This window comes from Reichenbachiella faecimaris (assembly GCF_900176375.1).
Lineage (GTDB): Bacteria > Bacteroidota > Bacteroidia > Cytophagales > Cyclobacteriaceae > Reichenbachiella > Reichenbachiella faecimaris.
Window position 1 is genome coordinate 246,421 of sequence record NZ_FWYF01000004.1, and the last position, 19,063, is coordinate 265,483.

The following is a 19,063-nucleotide window of genomic DNA, read 5'->3' on the forward strand; positions in this document are numbered from 1 at the left end:
CGCACCTGTGATATCTGCATCTCTGGTAAAGTCATTGTCCGGACCAGCAAAAAGTAAATCACCAGCAATGCTACCAGCAACAAATCCAGCATTTTCAATCGTGTAAGTAAAGCTTACTGAATTCGTACCAGCAGTTACTATTGATCCAAAATCAGTACTGTTCAATGTACTTGGTGAAACTGAATTATCTTCAATCAAATCACCTTCAGCGTCATACACTATGATGTTCGGTACAGTAGCTGCAGTAGAACCTGTATAGTCGGAAAGCACCCAGTTGGAAGTGGCGCCAGTTTCGGCGAAACTGAACAAATTGGCATGATTGCCATTACCGCTTAAATCGATTAACTCAGGTGCAACTATACCTGTATTATCTTGTCCAGGTGATCCCACGTTAAAATCGTAATAAGCGACCAGATTACCTTGTCCAAACAGAGTGGTTTCGTCTGTTTCAAGAGCATTTCCTCTTATTTCAGCAGCAAATCGCTCGTCACTCCAAACTTTGAGTTCATCGATAAAGCCATCAAATTCCCCTGAACCAGAATTGTGATTACCTATTGTCAAGAGATCACCCGTTGTGTATAAAGTTCCCAAAGTTGTTGAAGTTGCTTCTTCTACACCATTCACAAATAGTCTACCTGGTTGGCCATTGGCAGCCACAATGGCCACATGATACCATTCACCAGGTGTTACCGTGGTAGTACCAGTCATTGTAACTGCTCCACCATCATTCGTGTAGTGCGCAAATTGACCAGTGCCATTGATTAGCATTCGATGAGAAAAATGTGACCCATCTCCTGTGTAACCATATTCTGATATCACCTGCGTACCACCTACTGAGGCTGGCTGCACCCAGGCTTCTACTGTATATGCAGTAGCAAATGTCATTGATACTTCGGCATAATCATTACCAGTGGTGAAATCTAATGTTCTATCAATACCATAGCCAAGAGAAACAAATTGTCCATTGACTAAATCAATTCCTTCGAAAGTCAGCAAACCTGACCCTCCATTGTCATCAGAAACACTATAGATGGTAGCACCAGACCAATCGCCACTATTGTTGCTTACTAAAAGCACATAATCACCACCATCTGTACTTGGCCAGCCACCAGTCGCAGTTGAAATATCAATAGAAAAGTCTATGTCTGATATGTTGCTTGTCCCTTCGTTGGGTTCATTGACCAACCATGCTCTGTGCATTCGCTCAGATATACCGACAGGTCTATCCGTCGCACCAGAGACTACAGCACCATAATCTGCACTTCCAGCATACCCCATTGACAGGAAAATATTGTCTACAGCAAACTGAGAAGTAGCTCCAAGTGCCACATTGGCTGCATTATCTGATTCAATGGTAGTATGTCCCAATTCCACGTACAACGCATCAGAGGCACTTGTTACCTGTCTGGTATCAAGGTTAGAAGCATCGTCCCGACCGATTGTAATTACCCCATCACTAAACCCAGAGGCAAAATTCCAAACCGTAGTAGCACTTCCTGATGATACCACATCTTGCGCGTAAGAAACACCATACTTCATCGCTAGGTAAGATTCTACTTCTTGAAGTTCTGTACCTGAAAGTACGCGATTATAAATAATGACCTCGGCAATATTACCATCAAAAAAGTTTCCTGCCAGATTTGCTCCTAACTGAAGTTTGCCGTTGTCAGTATAAGTAGATGTGGAATTGTCAACCGCATCAAAAATCCCATTCAATGCAATTTGCGAACTAGTAGCACCTTGATCATACTGATACGTAATAATGGCAGCTTGATCCGTAATACTAGTTGAATTAGTTGCCTCGGTAGCACCATGATAAATCATCGGAGTTTCGTCAGCCTGCACGCCGACAGCAAAAGTATTTCCAGCTTCACTTCCAATTATATTTTTGGGAGAAGCAGTGTCATTTGGTCGGACTATTGCCACAATCGTATAATTCGAACCATTTAAAATTCCAGTTGTTGTTTGAGACTCAAAATATTGCGTACTAGCAGCTGTGAAATTCAATCCTGGTTGGAAACCTATCGCTGTATTGGATGGTACTGGATCATTTCCAGTAGAAATAAAGTCTTCTCCAGTTCCACTAAAGTCATTCCAATTTGCAGCTGCGGCTTCTTCACCTCTCAACCATGTGACAATACCGTCACTTACTCCTGTTGGTCCTTGAACATTTCTTCCTTCCAGTGTCAACTGATAATTGGTTTCGTCTGGATCATTTGTAGTAAAGGTCAAGGCATTTACTTCTTGATCGAGACCTAATACCGTACCAGTAAAACTTACTGTAAATGTTTCTGTGGCGCCTGGGGATATGGCAGCGTTGCTAATATCTCCATTGTATACAAAATCTCCTACGCCAGCACTGATGCTGCTGATATTCAATACGGCTCCACCTATGTTGGTAATATCAAAAGTGGCCGTAACAGAGGCGTCATTGATATCTTTATCACCAATAAAGGCAACATCACTGTTATAGTATTCTGCTCCTGCGATTTGTACGGATATGTCTGGTGCTAATACCCCAGAATATACCCAGTTGGAAACATCAGTGTTCATTAAGAAGTTTTGTGCCGTACCATCATAATTTCCTGTTTTGTCTGTTACATCATTTCTAGTTCCAACGCCAGAGTTGTCTGCTAATGGTGAAACTGTCGTATTATCAAATGAGTAGTAAGCCACTAAGCCTGATTCAGTACCTACCAGGGAGGTGTACATAGTTGATTGTATAGCTGCATCATCCCGAGTCTCATCCCAAATGCGTACTTCATCCATTTGAGATTCAAAGAAATAACCAGGAACTACTCCTGTATCAAATCCAGCTCCTATAGAACTAAACGCTGTCTGTCCGGTTTCATAAGTAATATTACCAGAGCCATCAATTACCCCGTCCACGTACAAGTTGATATCACCAGTGGCCTGATCGTGCGTGACGGCTACATGGTGCCATGTACCATCACTAACTGTCGTACCTCCGTCAACATTGAACCAAGATCCTCCATCATAATGAGCATATCTCAGTAAACCTCCGTCAATTCCAAATGAAAGTCTTACGTTATTATTAATATCTCCGATAATAGCTACTGCAGGGTTTGTTGCCTCATAGGCATTTCCAGAAGCCATATTATCCGTTCTTATCCAAGCTTCAAATGTCAATCCACTTGCCAATCCTACTCTAGCTGTGCTGATATAATCATTCACGCCATCAAAATCGAGGGCTAAATCCTGAACAGATGCACCAGCTACATCAAATGTAAATGGTGGAGTACCAACTTCAGCATCATTGGCTATGGAGATGGTGGTAGCATCAGTCCCACTATTTGGTGTATAGATGATATCAAATTGCTCAAAACCTAAAGTAGAAGGCAATGTTGGTTGGTTGTCGATATCAAAAATGGCATCACCAGTGATTCCCGAAACGGTCAAATCATTGATGCCTAAGTTTTCCATGTAGAAAGTCTGACGAGCAGTTCTGGTTTCTGAAACATTTCCGAAGTCAGTACCTGTAGCAAATGCACCTGGCGTATCACCATCTGTTATAAGTGTTGCGCCATCTACAAATACACTGAGTTCGCTGGCCGCAGTGGCTAATGCTCCAGAAGCTTGCCAATCCGTACCATCCAGGTCGAATGCTGCGTCTAATGTTCCGTCGACACCATTTCCAGTAATATCTCTCAATAAATTAGTTCCACTTCCGGCATTATTAAAATCATACGAGGCAATTAGTCCTTCAGCCTCTCGTAATGAGACTCCTGCGCTAGCTGCAATTTCGTTTTCTGTTTTGGCATAATCCCAAATTCGGAATTCATCCATTAGGCCATTAAAATTATTAGGATGCGTATCGACACCTAATCCAAGATTAAATTCATCCAGTGTATTATATAAACTACCTATTGACCCTGTACTTCCTTCTTCTACTCCATTAATGAACAATTTTATGTCTCCACTATTTTCTGCAGTAATAGCTACATGGTACCAGGTTCCGGGCGTTAGTGTGGTTGAGCTTGACACAGTATATGCAGCTCCTGCAAAAGTGTAATGTTCTAGGACTCCAGAGGTATTGATACCTAATTTTTGACTAAAATCTAAGCCCTCATTTCCATCCAATGTTGAATAAAATATTGTTCTATCAGAAGCAAGATCAGTCACATTGATCCAAGCTTCCATTGTATAAGCAGTGACACCTGAATTATCATATGGGATTTCGACGTGATCACCTGTACCATCAAAATCCAGAGCATTTTCGACTACACTGGTGATGGCAGTATTAATTTCAAAAGTTCCTTCTGTAGCATCTGTATCATTATTGGTAATAGTAATGACTTGAGTCAATTCTGTACCAGATAAAATATCAAATGTCATATCACCGCCCGAACCAATAATAGCAGGCAAAGTTTCTGAGGTATTGATCACACTCCAATCTCCATCAGGAAGGATTGAAGTTATTGATAAATCAGCCAATCCTGTATTTCTTATAGTAAAAGTCTTGGCATAACCGATTGCACCTACATAGCCATAATCAGTATCATTCGCAACTACAGTTGCATCGTCGGCAATGTTGGAAGACAGTGGCGAGTCTACTTCTATTTCTGGGCTAGTTGAAGCGCTTACTGTTGAAGCTACCCAATTGGAAGTTGTAGTATTAAGTGCAAAGTTTATTAAGGTTCCATCAAATCCATTCCCAGAGATATCAGGTAAATTGTTAATAGGGCCTCCAGTATTGTCTGCCCCAGCATCTCCATTATTAAAATCATAGGAGGCTGCTAGACCTGTACCTGTAGAAAGACCAAAGTTTGTCATATTAGCAGCAATTTCAGACTGGTCTCTAGCCACATCCCAAATTCTTACTTCGTCTATTCTTCCATCAAAATTATTTGTGGCATTATTGGTATAACCAATATAAGTCTCTCGTACACCACCGCCTGATGCCGACCCAGTAATAGAAAGCGTGGTAGCGTCTTGAACTCCATTTATATATATGTACAAATCACTATTATCATATACCATGGCCACATGTGACCAAGCGCTCGCTGATATAGTTGTACTTGATGTTAAGGATTGTTCAGTGCCACCAGCTACAATAGTTGCCACTATATTTCCAGTACCATTGATCGCTAAATAAAATTCACCATTGTTTGTAGAAGAGGGCTGTGTCCATCGACCTACTATATGCCTTACTCCTGAAAGTAAATTAGGGTAAACCCAGCTTTCTACTGTCAGTTGATCATTTGCGTCAGCTGGATTAAACGAGGTAGGAAGAATATCTACTCTATCATCACTACCATCAGAAGCACCATTGAAATCCAGAGCATTGTTATCCACACCTGTTCCTTGAACATTCAAAGTAAAGGCCGCATCGTTGGAAGTGATTGAAATAGCCTGTGGCCCATCTGTTTCTACTAGAGCTGGATCATATTCCACAGCAAAAGCGGTCGATTCGCTTGGCTCTAAAGTAGCTAAGGTACTTGCAGAATTTGAAGTAAAATCTCCTCCAGCGGCACCTACAGCAATAGTATTCAATTGTCCAACCCCATGATTTTCAATGGTAAATATTTGGGTTCTCACACCATCGTCAACACCTACATTGCCAAAGTCTGTACCATCCGCTGTGGCAGGTGTGTTGGTATTGTCAATAGCGTTTTTATCATCCGATCCGAATATCTTTATAACTGGTTTTGCATCTTCAAAAGCAGTAGAAGATGTCCAGCTGTTAGCAACTGCTTGGTCAACATACCCATTTAAAGTTCCGTCAATTCCTCCTTTTGAATCTACTGCAGTCAAAGCATGACCAGCTTCGTCCAACCTATAGTAGGCCAAGAGTTCTGGCTCACTTGTATTAACAATGCCTGCTGCGCTGGTTCTAATATCTTCTGCTTTTCGAGCTTCACTCCATATTCGAACTTCATCAATTTGTCCATTGAAATAAGCGCTCAGATTGGATTGTGCACCTAGAGTCACGATACTTGAACTTGCAAATAACTGATTTGGAGCCCCCGAATTAGAATCTATCAATTCACCATTAATATATAATTCCATTGTTGTGTTCGCTCCATCATATGTTCCTGCTACATGCGTCCAACCATCAGCTACGCTGATCCGTGGAGCATTCAATACTGTGTATCCACCACCAGATGCTTGTACATAAAAACGCGTAGTCCCACCAGAAAACAGGTCAAATGAATATTGCTCATTAGGCCCACCTCCTTTATTCACCATGGTATAGTCATTGGCCAGGTCACTTCCAGCTTTCACCCAAAACTCCACAGTAAAGGCATCGCTGGCTGCACCAAAGTTATTGGATGGGTCGTCAGGGATAGAAACGTACTGAGAAGACGCATCGTCAAAGGACAATGCGCTTCCATTTTCGCTAAAGGTTAACGAAACCTCTCCAGTATTAGGAAAATCATACTGTAAAATCCATCCTTCTGGAATAACCGTAGTTGCAAAACTTCCCGATATGGCGTCAGCATCTATTAGTATTATTTGATTTAGATCATCTGGTGCATATTGTACATCCACTTCCAAAGTACCACTCAAAGTAGCCGTCCCGGTCACTTGAAGCTGATCATATCCGGAACAAGCCGCGGTACCTTCTACTTCAATCTCAAGGGTTCCCCCACCGTCATCGTATCCAGATGCAAATACCATGCAGCCTGGAGATGTACCTGGTGCTACTGTACCTGTCGATGTATTGGTGAACAAACCATTACAAGTAAATGTACCGCCTAGCGTTCCATTATTTATAAGTTGCGTTCCGTCGGATATGGTAGCATTAGTCAAGACAACTGTACCATTATTCGTAAAAGTTCCACTTGTTAAATCAAGTGAGTTACCTCCCAAATCCAATTCTAAATTGACGCCAGTCTCTACTACAATGTCTCCACCAGCTGTCATATTGGATGCTATATCCAAATCAATATCTGCAGAGAAAGTAAGTCCTGAGGTTACATTCGTATAATCAGGCAATATATTATCACACCAATTGGCCGGATCAGATGGGTCGCTATTATGATCCCCAATGTAGTCTCCAGGTGTACACCCAACGCTACTGACCCAGTTAGAAACCGATCCATTTTTGTCAAAACCAGAAAGGTCTCCATTATAATTTCCTGTCAGATCCAAAATAGCTCCCGTATTCGAAACTCCAGTGTTATCAGCGAAAGCTGAGTGTTCGTCAAAGCGGTACACGGCTTTAAACAAATTTATACTCTCTTCTACCTGCTCACTTCCTTTGACCTCCAATTCACTTACAAAATCTATGTCTCCAGATTCCAATGGGAAATCCCAGAATCTAAGATTTTCAAGCGTCCCTCTTAATGGCCCCAAATCATCTGGTGTTTGTCCAATTTTCAACAAACCAGATAAACTAGAACTGAATGATGAGGCTCCATTGAGCCCAGAGTCAGTGACATCTACTCCATTGATATAAACAAACCCTTCTGGTATAGATCCATCACTCACGACTGCTAGGTGAAACCAATCTCCTGCGGATACTGCGGCAGAGGTAGATCGCAGTACCAAACTATTGCTACCATCTACTACTTCAACAGTCCCATTATTAATGCTTATTGAATTGGCATTTCCAGTCCCACTGGTCCCACCTATGATACCATTGTAACCTGAAATATCGTCAATGAAGATCCATGCATCCAACGCCCAACTATTCTGTCCTAATGACAGGTTGTCGAACATGGCTTCACCACCAGGTACGTTCACCACATCATCTCCGCCATTAAAATGCAATGCACGGTCTTCTTCTGAAAAGCCTTCCACTGTAAATGTGTATTGATCTTCGTTTGAAGAAGGGTCGTCACTCGTGACTCTCACTGTGGCAGTATGTGTACCTAAAGCTAGTGGTAAGTAGGTGATATTGACTGTGGCTTGCTCGTACTGATTAAGCACTCCACTAAAATCATCAATACTAAAATACCCTGATACATTAGTTTCTAAATCAACACTAGAAACTGTTAAAGCAGTTTGGCCTTCATTAGTAATTTCGAGCGTGATTGTGATAGGCTCTCCAACATCTGCTCTGCCAACAAAAGCACCATTCACAGCATCAGGTGCGTTGTGTCCATCAGGAAATTCAAAATCACTTCCTGAAATTTCTAACCAAATGCTCGATAAATTTGCATCTGTAAAGTCCGAATTCACCCAATTAGAAGTACTTCCATTAAAAGTAAATCCAGAAGTAACTCCATCCATTTCTGGATCTAAATTTCCATCATTATTGTTTCCAGTAATATCTTCCAAATTATCTTCAAGGGATGGGGTGGTATTATCTCCTGATGGGTTGCCTGAGTTAAAGTCGTAAGCAGCAATTAGATTTGGATCACTAGTTATAGTGTTCAATAAATCAGTTCCAATCTGATAGCCATCTCTTACCATATCCCAAATTCGAATATTATCCATTTGACCATCCCACTTACGAGTGGCATCCAAATTATAAGAGGCACCAAGGACCATTTCAGGTATAGATGAAGGCCAAGAGCTGTTGGTTTCATTAAATACTTCTTCACCATTCACATATCCAATAATTTCATTAGTGGATGTATTCCAAGAAAATGCACAGTGAATCCATGTGCCCACTTGCATGGGTGAGACAGATGTATAAAAATAGTATGCTTGTGCTGCCTCATCAATATATAAGTAAAGTTCTCCACTTGCATTGGTTTCAATTCTAAATCCAGATCCAGTATTAGATATATCTGAATCGAATACTCCATGATTACTGTCGATTGTTCTGGCATTGAGCCAAAACTCCATAGTCCCTTGTGCAGTCAATGCGCCAAAATCTTCAAACCTGACATAATCATCCGACCCATCAAAATCTAATGCATTGTCAATGATCACTCCCGTAAAAGTGTAAGTGTTTGCATCTGCATTTACACCATCGCTCACATTGCTATAATCAAAGGATCCAGAAGTGGGGGGTGTTCCAGTTATATCTATTTTTAATCGACCTTCATTAAAATCAGCTCTAGTAATGGTATACGGTAAAGAAAGTCCGCTACCCAGATCCTCCGACCCATCTACCGCACGGTCTCCACTTGCATCTACGTCATAATACAGGTCTGCGTCACTCCCAAAGTTATTGGCAGTGATATCCAGTGATTGCAAAACATCAGCGCCATCAATATCTGTAAAAGGTATAAAATCAGCATCAAACGTTTTGCTCACTCCTGTACCTGTATAGCCTGTGAAACTTGAACTCGCAGGAGAATTGTTGTTAGTCCCAAATGGCCAGAAATCATCTGTACCAGATCCATCATACACATAGGCAGCATTACCTGTATCCCAATTCTTATAATTATTAGCAGATATCAATATATTTTCTATAGAACCTGCGTGCTTTGCATTGGTGGGATCATAAACTGCACTTTCATTAATTCCTCCAGATTGTGGATACATAGCAATACATGTTTCTCCATTTTCCAATCCCTTGGGTAATTCAGAAGATTGACCATCTCCTTGCGTCAAACCTACAGACCATTCAGTACCACCAGCATCTTGACTCGCCACATCTTGATTAATTGCAGCAATAAAAGAGTTATTGTCTAAAGTGAATTGCGTATATCCTGTCCCTGAAATGGTACCCTGAAATGCTAATAACTGATCTCCAGATGTTGGTAATGTAAAACCACCATAGGGTTCTGTAACAGATCCAATTTGGGTATTGGTACTTTCTTGGATTGCGGTTAATGCAGTCGGGTTAATTATTACCTGCTCTCTAGCTGCAAGCGATACATCTGTGGTAAAAATAATAAATCCTTCGTTATTGGTTATCCACTGGTCATTCGCAATATCCCAGCCTTTATCAGTAAAAATAATTTCCGTCCCTGGCTCTATTGCTTTCAACAATACAATCGCAAATTCATCCTGTCCGCCAGTCATGTTCATCATGGTGAATGCTATATCTCCAGCAAATAATGGCGTTGGGTTGGATCCTACTCCCTCAATAATGAAATTGTATGGATTTTCGTCAGAGTCATCGTTAGGAATTGAAATATTGGCTGATAGATGTCCTGTTGTTAATGGATTGAAAGTAACCGTAAAAGAAGTACTTCCCCCTGATACCAAAGCAGTATTCAATCCTGTATCGTCCAATGAAAAATGAGTAGCATCATCTAATTGTATAGGTGGTGAGCCACCTAAATTCAATGTTGTTATCCCCGTATTCGTAATGGTAAAAGTAACTGCACCACTTGAACCACTATTTTGAACATAGCCAAAGGAGTAAGCATCATCATCAGCAGCTAGATCAATTTCAATTTCTGGTTCTATAGGCTGAGGGAGTGTAGAACTTAAAAAATTTGATGCTGAAGCAGAATTTGAAGGGAATTGTCCAGAAGTGGTCGCTAATGTCAAATCAAAACTTCCTTTTTCATCATATAAAGTAGTCAACGAAGTATTGTCCTGAGAAGCGTCTCCTTGATCAAATTTATAGTAAGCGATTAATCCAGCTTCCTCTGAAGGATCACTTATTCCATTGACCGCATCACTCATAATTGATCCCGATCGATTGGTGCTCCAGATCATGACTTCATCAATTTCTCCATCAAAATTTTGCCCTACTGCCCCATTTTCTCCTATAGTCAGTGTATTTGTCTGAGGATCTGCTGGTGAATTAAAAGTAAAGGCGGCGCCTGCTGCTACACCATCCACATAAAATTGTGATCCAGCGCCATTGTCATGATCAAAAACCAACGCCACATGATGCCAATTACCATCTGCCACATTTACACCCGATGACTCGGCTCCACCGTCCCAGGTTTGCAATACGCCGCCACTGACGTACATTAAATAATTGGGATTATTCGATACTATTACTCCAAGTGAAGTCTGAGTGGTTTTTATCCATGCCTCGATAGTGCCTGAAGTCATATTTGCTCCAGCATCTGTAACTATTGCTTCATTTTGTGAAGTCGCATCGAAATGAAGAGAGTTATTTTGAGCAAAGAGTAGCGTAGGTACTGTAGTTGAAAACCCTCCTGAACTATTATCTATCCCATTATTGCCATTGCCAGTAATATCATTCAAATCACCATTCATAGGCAGATAAGCTTCCAAACTGCCTTCGGTTCCAAATAGCTCTCTATCTTTATAATTGAGTAACTGTGAAGAGCTCCTCACCGTGCTCCAAACTCTAAAGTCATCGTAAAGTGCGTCTGCGATAGTTGCATTATCATCTCTATCTCCAATTCGTATAGGATTAGAATTATCAGTCGGAGTGACAATAGCATGCACATCCAGTGTATTGTCTAAAACACCATCTACGTAGAGCATAGCTTCGGCTCCTGTGTTATTAGGATCGTAGACCAAAGCAATATGGTACCACTGCGATGTATTGAAAATGGTCGTTGAGTTTTGACTGGCAAATGAGGCACCATTCCCAAACAAATAATTCAACTGCCCGGTGGAGTTATCAATATACAGATCAAAAGGGTGCGGCAAGTTTCCGCTTGTCTTTGAAAACACACCTGATGAGCTGCTTAATGTATTCAGATACATCCAGGTTTCCACAGTAAACCCTGTTAAATCCACACTGTTATTGATATCCACACTATTGCCTCCTCCCGTCAGATCAAGTGAATTCTGAGCACTCAGTCTACCAGACCCAAAAACAAAAATGATAAGACATAAGAATAGCGTACGCAGTCCACGTGAGGGTAAATTCTTAAACATAGTTTGAGATGTTAACATACCAAAAATCCAATTTCCAATCAGCAAATCACGGGTGTGACTTTTTTTACAACGGTTTGAACTATTCAAATAACACTTTTTGATTATTGCATTTTCCCAATTTGCAATAGCATTAATGAAATAATTCCTATCCATCATACCTAATTCAAGTAAAAAATATAACCAATTATCAACAAATACTCTAATACTAAAATCTTGTATTAGAATATTTATATTTTATTAATTTCGAAGAAACTCTCCTTTTTTGTTCGTTTTCAAGAGCGACATCATAGTTGCACTACCACCAAAATGTACAGTTGCTCCTATGACCATGCTTCCGTCAGCTCGGCGGATAATCGCGTTGCCTCCATCGTCCTGAACACTACCGTATTCTTGGACATCTCCCTCGTTTACCTCACCTATACCATTGGTAGATAAAATCATGATTTCATCTTCTCTAGGGTCTGCCGAGGCATCACTAAATGAATTCACTTTTCCAACAATATAAAAATCGCCGCTCGAGCTTTGTGCCAAATCAGCACCTTGTGTATTCCAGGTTTGGTCAGGGTTGTCCGCGTCTCTTGGGTAGGTGAGTGGTACGAGTTGTGCCGCACCCAAGCTCGACGATAAACGCAGCAGAAAGGCATACTGATTACTTCCAGTACCTGTAGTGCCTACTAAGGCTATTCCAGGGTTAGTAAAGATCATATTTGATGCTTCTTCATTATTGACTGTACCATAGTCTGTCTGATTGTCTTCATTTCCACTGGTAAAATCAAACTGCTCAACCAGCACATCCAGACCTCCTTCTCCAATTCCAGAAGTAGTGGTAATAGTGGCTGAATAATAATAATTACCATTAGCTACTAACAAGCTTTTGCCAAAATCATCACCAGAAAAGCCTTTTATTCTTTCCCAGTCTACCGTCTGAAAATCAGAAGAAATTTTCATTAACAAGATGCTATTGTCATCCAATGCTGGATTATTTGAACCCGTAGTAACAGAACCTAGTATAATCAACTGCCCACCAACCGCTATAACATCAGCCCCACTTGTAGGTCTATATCCTTCCTCATACGCGGTCGAAGATACCCTGTCTTCATAATATCTATATAGCAGGGTGTCGGTAATACTGAATCCCGTAGATTCAATTTTTATACTTGCCAAATACAAATGGTCTACTGGTATCCGATCCAAATCGTCATCTGTTATATCAAAAGTTGATGTTCCAATAATATATAAGTCGTCATTGTCTTCATCATAAAACATCTTAGAAGGGATGTCTACAGTCTCGTCAGAATAATCGTTGTGAATGATACCTTCCCAAAGGCGATTTCCCGAAGAATCTGTTCTTACAAGATAAAAGTCTGTGTTCTCCGCGTCCGTTCTCGACCCTAGAAGCAAAAAACCATCATTTAGTTCCAACAAGTCAATAGTTTCTTCTGCAGATTCAGACCCATAATATTTAATGAAAATTTCAGATGGATCAAGACTATTAGAATCCTCGGACATGCAGCCAACCTGGCTTACAAGTACTAAAAAACTAAGAATAGCGATGTAAACTTTTCTATTCATCGGTTTTGTTTTTCTTACCAAATCGTTTTTCTAACCTTTTATTGGAATATTTTTTGGGCTTATATATAGACTTAATATAGCCAATAGATAGACTCAAACTATTTACAATTTTATCATCATCTACATGCGCCATATCAAAAAGCAATCGCTCATTGCTGTACCTATATTTCGTTCTCACCGTATTGGATCCACCCATATTATACCGTACTTCAAACAAAATATAATCTGTTTTGGATTTAACTTTCAGACCTAAACCAGCAAAATAAGACCAGTTGATTTCCTTTCGTAGTTTGTCGTCGAGCAAAGCAAGGCTAGGCAACTGTCTAGTGGTTGTACCTGATCTGCTACCGCTCATAGAACTGTTCAATAAAAAGTCTAGCGATAACCCGACTGTGGCGTATGGCATTAAATTCCCAAATGGGTAGCCATATCTCACCATCACTGGTATTTTGATGATGTTCTGTGTTTCAGTTAATGCCACTTGAAAACTTGTAGACGTAGGATATAAATCCTCAAGAGAAGTAATACTATTGTAGCTGATATCGTACTTGTTGAGGTTCCAACCAAAACCGCCAAGGACTTCCAAGTTCTCTATTATGGTATATTCAAAAGTTAACTCAGCTTGTAACCCAAGCCCTGATTTATATTCTTTGGGTACTTCATCTTCATTCGAATAAGATCCAAATTCTCCAATGGACTTAATGAAAGTTTGATTAGCTCCAAACTTGGCTCCAATTCTAAAAATGGGTTCAGATCTGTATTTATCAAACAAATATTTCAATTCAATCGGGTCATCAGCGCTCAGAGGATGTTCTGGATCTGCAGTCAATAAATTAATAACTGCATCTTCCGCTTCTGGCCCATTGTCATTGAAAAGGTGCACTAAAGCTAAAAGCCTATAAGCTCTAATTTTTTCTTCTTTTGAAAACCCGCCTTTGTTAAAACATTTTCCTCTATTGCTATTTAATAGCTGTGGAATCTCGCTCAAACTTCCAGCATCAAACATATCCTCTGCTTGATTAAGCTTTTGAGTACAGTTGAGCTGGCGCTGCTGTGCCAGCAAGTCAGTAGTACAACAAAAAATTAAAATTCCAAAAATGAAAACTGCCGATGTAATTCTATTTATCATCATTGATTATCCTCTCGTTGTGGTTTTCCTTCACAAGTTTCACTAAAATCAATACCTGCTCCTACGTAGGCTCTCCACGAATTATCACTCAAGTTATGAGCAACTTTTGGATCACTACATATATTCTCAGCCATCTCGTCTGGATGTGTTGGCCAATATCTTATGATTCCATCTCCTGCTCCTGTCATCAATGTTTTTCCATCTGGTGAAAAAGCAGCTGACCACACCCATTTTTTACTTCCTCTACCAGTACCATGATCATCTAGTACAAGCGGTAAATCGTTTAGATACTCCATCACCCAAACCCTAGCTGTACCATCAAAACTGGTAGAAGCCAAGAGCGAATTATCTTCACTGAATTCTAGATCAGTAATTTTTGCAGTATGTCCAGTAAGGCGTCTCATCTGTTTGCCCTCTTCCATATTCCATAAAATCACATCTCCTTCTTGATCACCAATAGCTATGATATTGCCCTCCTTATTGAATGTAAGAGCATGAACAGGGGCGCCATCTTTGATATATATAGACTTCTCTTCATTTTCATTTTCCAAATCCCATATATACACACTTCCAGACTCGCTGCCTCCGGCCAGATATCTCCCATCAGGACTCAAGGCCAGTGCTTTGACTCGTGAAGCCACTCGGGCGATTTCTGTATTGGTTTTGTAATCATTTCTTCTAATAACTTTGTCTCCTGAAGAAGAGATAAAACCTTTGTCTTCTTTCAAGAACACCAAGTCAAACACGGTTCCTGAATGCCCTGTCAAAGACTTTGGCTCACTTCCCTTGTTTTTCAAATCGTAAAGTAAAATTTGATCGTCATCACTACCTACGGCCAGCCAACGTTCTTCTGGACTCAAATCCACTACGCGATTCACGAAGTTGTTATCAATTAACACTTCACTTCTTTTTTTGTCATTGGTCATATCCCAAAACAAAAGTTTTCCATCACTTCCAGCAGAAAATAAGTGTTTTCCATCATTTGCAAATCTGACTGATCTTACCGCATTGCCTGCAATATGTCCTTTATAATGATTGAATATATCTGTAGAATCTGTAGATAACAGCTCTTTGTAAGCATAGTAAACACCAGAATACACATCCGCATTATATTCCTTCACACCATGTTGTTTGTCAAACAACCACGCTTGTCTTGCTATCAATGCTTTTTGCTCTACATCATCATCTATGCCTTTAGATTTAATAGCCATAGAGTTAGCAATGGCTTGATAGCGAAGTGCTTGTGCAGCTAATCGCTCTAGTTCAGCACGGTTTGCGTTGTCTTCAGCCAGCTTAGTCTGTTTTCTGGCCTCTTCTGCACTAGCTTCTGCTTTTTTCTGATTGGCTTGTGCTAATGCAGATGCTTCAAGTGCTTTTTGCTCTTGAGCCTTTGCTTCAGCCTCAGCTTTTCGTGCATTTTCAGCCTCTACCTGAGCAAGCTTTTCTGCCTCACGTGCCTTTCTTGCCTCTATCCTAGCCAAAGCAGCTGCCTCAGCGGCCTTTTCTTCTTCCTGTTTAGCACGTTCAGCATTTTCGTTAGCAAGTTTCAAGTTTTGTTCTGCCAACAAAGTTTGTTTCACAGCCTCATTCGCCTTAATGTTGGCAAATACCACGAAGAAAATACATATCAACATGGCAAATCCAAGTACCATTGCAACTACCCTTGATCTCTGAAGGGCTCTTTTTTGCAGAAGTTCCTTGTTTCGTTGCTCTGTTTCGTAGGCCTTTTTACTTGTTTCTAAGAAAACTAAAGTTCTCTCGAAGGCAGGGTCGTATCTTTGCCCCCAAACTAATGTAGGCTTGTTCTCTTCTTGCCAGTTCAATGCCAATTGCAAATCAGGCATTTTCCAAAGACCTGCTCTTCCTAACTGGAATCTCTCAGCAGATTCAGCCAATTTCAAATACATCTCAGCCGATCTTGACTCTTCATCCAGCCATGATTTCAACCTTGTCCAAATCCTCATCAAGGATTCGTGAGAAATATCGATTACAGTATCTGAGTCTAATTTAATACCGTGTGGGGGCATTAACAATGTTCTTCCTGGTTCACGGAATTTGTCCACCACTCTTGTGACCTCTTCTTCATTGACACCAGATATCGCAGCTATGGTAGATAGCTTCGTCGGACGTCTAATACCAGAAGTTTCAGTACCTCGCTCCGTCAATGCCTTAAACATAGACTCGCATATCTGTTGCTCTCTCTTAGACAGTGAATCAAATGCTTCATTGGCATGCTGAGAAAGTGCTTCCCTCAATGTACCTATAGCATTATAATGCTTTAGATCCATGGGTTCACCTTCTTTTTTGTATTCTTTCCAGAATTGCCAAGTACGCATTAAGGCATGCTGAAGAATCGGTAACTGATCTGGGTTATCTCCAACGTCATTGAGCAACTGCTGGGTCAAACGAGGAGCGATTTTTCCACCCCCAACGGCCACAGGCCCTTCAATGGCCAACCTTTTCTGGTCACGTGTCATTTGAGGAATCAAATAGTGACTGTCATTGATCATCTGGGTAAGATCAGGGAAAGCCGCGCAATCGCCAATAAAGTCAGAACGCATCGTCAATGCCACATAAATAGGTGCATCATACTGATGTACCGCCTCCAAAAGGAGGTTTACAAAAGCTGAAGACTCATCAAGATCAGAAGATAATGTTTCTAATTTCTTATATCTAAATAGCTCTTCAAACTGATCGACAAGAACCAAGACATTTTCCTGATCGGAAGATTTGAGCTGTTTTACTGCTTCAATTAAACCTAAAGAACTACTACGAAGGACTGTAGAAGTAATAGTTTTTCGTATTAACTGCTCCTCATCATCCAATTCATTATAAACCTGATCCTTTTTAAGTAAGGCTTCCGCTAAATTATCAATAGGGCCACCACCAGGTCGAGTAACCACGATTCGCCAATTCGAACCTGCTTGAGTCATGAACCCACCATAAAGTGTAGGTATCAAGCCACAATACATCAGGGAAGATTTTCCGCTACCAGATGCTCCAAGAATACCAACAAACTTGTTTTCTGAAAGCTTCATAAGTACCTCATCACTTTGCCCTTCACGGCCAAAGAATAAATGACTCTCCTCAATTCCAAAAGGTCTTAGCCCTGGAAATGGGTCAACAAACTGTGTAATATCAGCCTGTTGTTCTTGTCCTACTTCTAATTCTTTTTCGCTCATTAGTCTTGTAGTTTAGCTAAAAAGGGTTCGATTTTTTGGGGTTCAAATGATCCGCCTCCTAATACCAGCGTACCCGAATGATTGACCAAATTATCAACCTTACTATTATCTTCAGTAAAAATGGCAGTGGCCTTCATGGGTTTTGTTCTACCAAACCCAGGTGCCTTTAATAAATCCTGCATTTTTGTCCTTATCCATTCTGGTGAAGATTTTCCAAAATAGATTAATGAAGCATCACACCGTCTCAGGTTTTCCTGATGCAAATATCTCAAGTCCATGAGGTCACCTTCAAACATAGAAGTGACCACGCTAAATCCTTTTTCTTTGAGGCAATCCATAACGGGTTTCACCGCTTCAATGTCCAATTGATCACAAATCAAATAAATCAAATTGCCATCTTCCGGGAGCTGTTCATCTACTTCTATTTCTTTAGCTTTGAAACGACCTCCCGTGACCAGCTCTTCTCTGATAATAGATTTCAACTCCTGCAATGGGATTTGTAATACTTCTGCTTCATCCAATGATGCCGCGTCACTTTTCAAATCCTCAATAAATATTTTCTGTCTTTCGCTTACATTCTTCAAATCTGGCGACAACCAGATCAACCTACTAAACTTCTCTCCACCACCATGCTTGACATTGTAGTCATGAACATCATGTGTATGCTTGGATGCAATTTGATTTTGAATATCCACTACAGACAACTCTGAACCAGCAGGTTTGTAACCATAATCCTCACCTATTAAGTGAATAGATAGACAGCATCTGTCCAGGTCTTGCTTAATCAAAGGTTCCAGAGCATGAACGTCTTTGGGTAGAGACTGATCTGGTAAAACGCGATATCCATGACGTATCAATTCTCGTTTTACAGTATCCCTTTGGATGATCATGTCTACCCCTGAGTTGGCCAAGTAAATCGTCTTATCCTTCCCAACGTCCTTCTCTTCTTTCTTCTTCGTGCCAAGTTCTACCAGCTTGGATTGAATTTGATAGATGTCATAAGACATATCCACCATTTTCATCCAATAGCTTCTTTCTGCTTCATTACCGAAAAATCGTTTGAATTCTTGAGGTTCCCCAGTCAAAGGGTCGATATGAAAGAAATCATAAGATAAAATATCTGAGTACTCAGGCAAAAATTCATCTACATCAATCGGAAATTTGATCACTTTAAATAGCCTCGAAAGTCCGGCCATAGATAAGGTGCTACTTTCCTTTGCCGTACTTGCAAATAGGTTTACCCCATTAGTCAAAGTCGGGTTATTTAAAAATTCTTTCGACAAGATGGCTACTAATATGCCGCTAGATGCATATAAATCCGCATGGCTATCATTCTCAGAAACCATTTTTATTTTTGGTTCTTCACCAGAAACCTGCTGCAATAAAGTAGTCAGGAATTTATAAAAATTCGTCACCCAGCCCTTGCTCGATCCTCCTCCTATTGGCTGATCGTCTGCAGTATGATAAGCAAGCAATATTTCCTGTTCGATGTTCATTGATA

5 protein-coding genes (1 of these 5 cut by a window edge) are annotated in these 19,063 nt (G+C 40.5%); all 5 read right to left on the minus strand.

The window, feature by feature from the left end; translation table 11 throughout:
* On the minus strand, window positions 1-11,679 hold the start of the coding sequence (locus B9A58_RS20265) for a LamG-like jellyroll fold domain-containing protein (protein WP_176214833.1). 16,500 nt of this gene lie to the left of the window's left edge; only the first 11,679 of its 28,179 coding nucleotides appear in the window; its start codon is at window positions 11,677-11,679; its stop codon lies beyond the left edge, outside the window.
* A gap of 237 nt (window positions 11,680-11,916) precedes the next feature.
* Entirely contained in the window at window positions 11,917-13,251 is a 1,335-nt protein-coding gene (locus B9A58_RS17735) for a hypothetical protein (protein WP_084374214.1), read from the minus strand.
* Complete coding sequence (locus B9A58_RS17740) at window positions 13,244-14,383, minus strand: porin family protein (RefSeq protein WP_084374215.1); 1,140 nt, start codon at window positions 14,381-14,383, stop codon at window positions 13,244-13,246. The genes B9A58_RS17735 and B9A58_RS17740 overlap by 8 nt, the downstream gene beginning before the upstream one ends.
* Complete coding sequence (locus tag B9A58_RS17745) at window positions 14,380-17,562, minus strand: nSTAND1 domain-containing NTPase (RefSeq protein WP_084374216.1); 3,183 nt, start codon at window positions 17,560-17,562, stop codon at window positions 14,380-14,382. The genes B9A58_RS17740 and B9A58_RS17745 overlap by 4 nt, the downstream gene beginning before the upstream one ends.
* The gene (locus B9A58_RS17750) at window positions 17,562-19,058 is read right to left on the minus strand and encodes a hypothetical protein (RefSeq protein WP_084374217.1); all 1,497 of its coding nucleotides are present in this window, start codon (window positions 19,056-19,058) and stop codon (window positions 17,562-17,564) included. The genes B9A58_RS17745 and B9A58_RS17750 overlap by 1 nt, the downstream gene beginning before the upstream one ends.
* Window positions 19,059-19,063: the final 5 nt, after the last annotated feature.